The 2,417-nt window shown below is 44.5% G+C and carries 4 protein-coding genes; all 4 read left to right on the top strand.

Annotation, left to right across the window (positions count from 1 at the left end; genetic code table 11):
* The coding region (locus A3G19_RS00045; protein WP_294869897.1) for a hypothetical protein at positions 1-1,159 on the top strand (1,159 nt) is incomplete at its 5' end.
* Complete coding sequence (locus A3G19_RS00040) at positions 1,156-1,785, top strand: hypothetical protein (RefSeq protein ID WP_294869895.1); 630 nt, start codon at positions 1,156-1,158, stop codon at positions 1,783-1,785. The genes A3G19_RS00045 and A3G19_RS00040, both read left to right, overlap by 4 nt.
* A complete protein-coding gene (locus tag A3G19_RS00035) occupies positions 1,782-2,135 on the top strand; it encodes a hypothetical protein (protein WP_294869893.1) in 354 nt (117 codons plus the stop codon). Before A3G19_RS00040 ends, A3G19_RS00035 begins: the two co-directional genes overlap by 4 nt.
* Positions 2,132-2,417, top strand: a 286-nt coding sequence (locus tag A3G19_RS00030) for a hypothetical protein (protein WP_294869891.1), incomplete at its 3' end; no start/stop codon positions are given. The genes A3G19_RS00035 and A3G19_RS00030, both read left to right, overlap by 4 nt.

Genomic DNA, 2,417 nt, shown 5'->3' with positions numbered 1-2,417 from the left:
CTCTCTCACCAAAGCAAACGAATATTTCGGAGCTTCCCTCGCTAAATCACCTTCGATTGACCGTATCATCCCCGGATTTATGATATATGGATCCCTCTACCCGACCTTATCCGCTCAAAATGATCTGTTTATCTACTGGGGTGAAGAAGAGGCCTATGCCGCTATCTACCAAGAGGGGCACTACATCGCCCATCGCAGTATCGAAACCCTCGCTTCCATCGCCGTCGATACAGGCTTAGATCTTCCCAAACTCAAAAACTTCTTGCATACCAAAGGGGTGATTGAAGAAAATTATCTTCCCGAAGAGTTAAATAAATACATCCTTCTCCAAGAAAAAATCGGTAAAAACATCGAGCGGATTGTCCATACTATCAACCACAAAAGAGGACTCTTCGGCCTTAGCGGAATCGATAACTGCTACCTCGATTTCGAAGGGGAAAGTATCCTCGGACTGAACAGTGTTTTTGAAGCGTATGGAGTTAAAGGGGTAACCTTTACGTCTCTAACACGAGAAGGATGCCCTCTTGAGAGTATTCATGATGCCCTCTGCAGTGACGCGCTCGCTGAATCTAAAGAGGGGATGCTTAACCTTTCCCCCTATTTACGTAAAGCCCCTTGGTATAAACGTGAAAGCGGAAAGTTTTTAGGTTTTGTAGGGGGCTCACTCCTTATTGTATTGATTACTTCCATTTCAATTGGTTGGATGATTAGTAATGAAGAGAGTCGTCAGACTGAGTTAACTGCCCAACTCGATACCCTCAAAAAAGAGACTTCAACCCTTGCAGCAACACTCAAACAAAATAATGCCCGTCTCCATGATGAGCAAAACAAATCCAAATCCCTTCGGCATGAGATAGCTCTCTATCACGGTGCGGAAGATACTGCCGTTTTGATTCATGATATGCATGCCGCGCGTCAGCAGTTTCTCCTCGATACCACCGCCGAACTGGGACGTTATCGCCTCGGAGCGATGTTGATGGAACAAAACGGTTCCAAAGAGATGAATATTCTTGTTGTTTCAGAGTATCGCAAGCGTGATGACATCGCCAAACTAATGAGCGGCTTATACGCTCGCGGATATCAGGATGTTCAAACCCATGAGATCAAACTGGACAATAACAATACGACCTATAACAGTCTCGTAAAGGTGACGCGATGAACGACCTAGACGTACAGCTCGACAACCTCGACGAACAACTGAATGCCTATGAATCCAATCAGCGATGGATGATCTACATTGGAAGTGCTTTGGGTATTTTAGTGATGGGATGGATGTTTTATCTCTCTGATGCACTGGATGAGCTCACGGCTTTGGAAGAGCAAAACAGTGCTCTTGTGACTCAAATTGGTGAAAATTCTCCCGAAGCGTACCGTAGCAAAATAATACAAAGTGCTGAAGCAACCATCAAAGAAGAGGCTAAAAATAGCGCGTTAGAAAATGAGAAACAGGCCCTTTTACTCCAAATGGCAGCCTCTCAAGGGCTTATCTTTGATAACCGTCATTACGCCAAAATGCTTGATCTTTTACTGGAACGTTCAGTACGATTAGGGCTTAAAATCGAGCTTATGGAATCCGTAGACACGGATAAAATTTTCTTCGGCAAAGTGAAACAGTTTAAAAAGCTGACCGTTACCGGAACGGGAAGTTTCCCTGCCATCGCCAATTTTTTAACGTTTGTCGAATCCCAAAATACGCTGGTAGAAGTTCAAAGCGTCCAGGTCCGTACAGATGAGGAGAAACCGCGTTTTGAAGCGGTTATCCTCTATATGGGGATAGCTCTATGAGAAAATTCTCTATCGGAATCACCCTTTGTTTAAGCGTATCATTTCTATTGCATGCGCAGATGTATGATCCGTTCTATAAAACGTCCAAACCAAAATCATCTTCATCCCTCTTGCGCCCCCCTCCGCCTATGATGGCGGCAGTTCCTACCGTTATCCCAACCGTCGTGAGTGCCGTGATGAACAATAAAGCGTTTATCAACGGTGCGTGGTACGCAATCGGCGATAAAGTCGATAACAAAGAAGTCACCTACATTCAAAATAATTTCGTCGGCCTTAAAGATGGCAATCGCCTCACAATGATCAGTGTCGGTTCAAACCGCCGCGTACTCGGTACAAAGGATGTTCCATGAAAAAAATATTTTTATTGCTCGTATTACTCTTACCGTTTCTGCATGCAGAGATGTGTGAAAACAAACGTTTTAGCCTCAGCGCTTACCAAAACCGTGGGGGAGCCCTCACCCTCATGGATTTGGTACGTGATGTCGCCCAAACATGCAACATCAGTGTTATTTTTGAGGATAAACGAGCCAAAGAGCGCCTCTCACAACCTCTGGATATGGTCAATATCCAAGACTACACTGTCCCCGAGCTTTTTACCTTTATTTTTGACGAACATAACCTTTTTCACACTT

Origin of the sequence: Sulfuricurvum sp. RIFCSPLOWO2_12_FULL_43_24 (genome assembly GCF_001829605.1) — a bacterium.
Classification (GTDB): Bacteria; Campylobacterota; Campylobacteria; order Campylobacterales; family Sulfurimonadaceae; genus Sulfuricurvum.
The sequence above is the reverse complement of the archived record's forward strand: the minus strand, read 5'-3'. Positions and strand labels throughout refer to the sequence as shown.

Excerpts from the sequence above, each read along its gene's own strand:
- A3G19_RS00040 (WP_294869895.1), top strand. The coding sequence starts at position 1,156 with ATGAACGACCTAGACGTACAGCTCGACAACCTCGACGAACAACTGAAT.
- A3G19_RS00035 (WP_294869893.1), top strand. The coding sequence starts at position 1,782 with ATGAGAAAATTCTCTATCGGAATCACCCTTTGTTTAAGCGTATCATTT.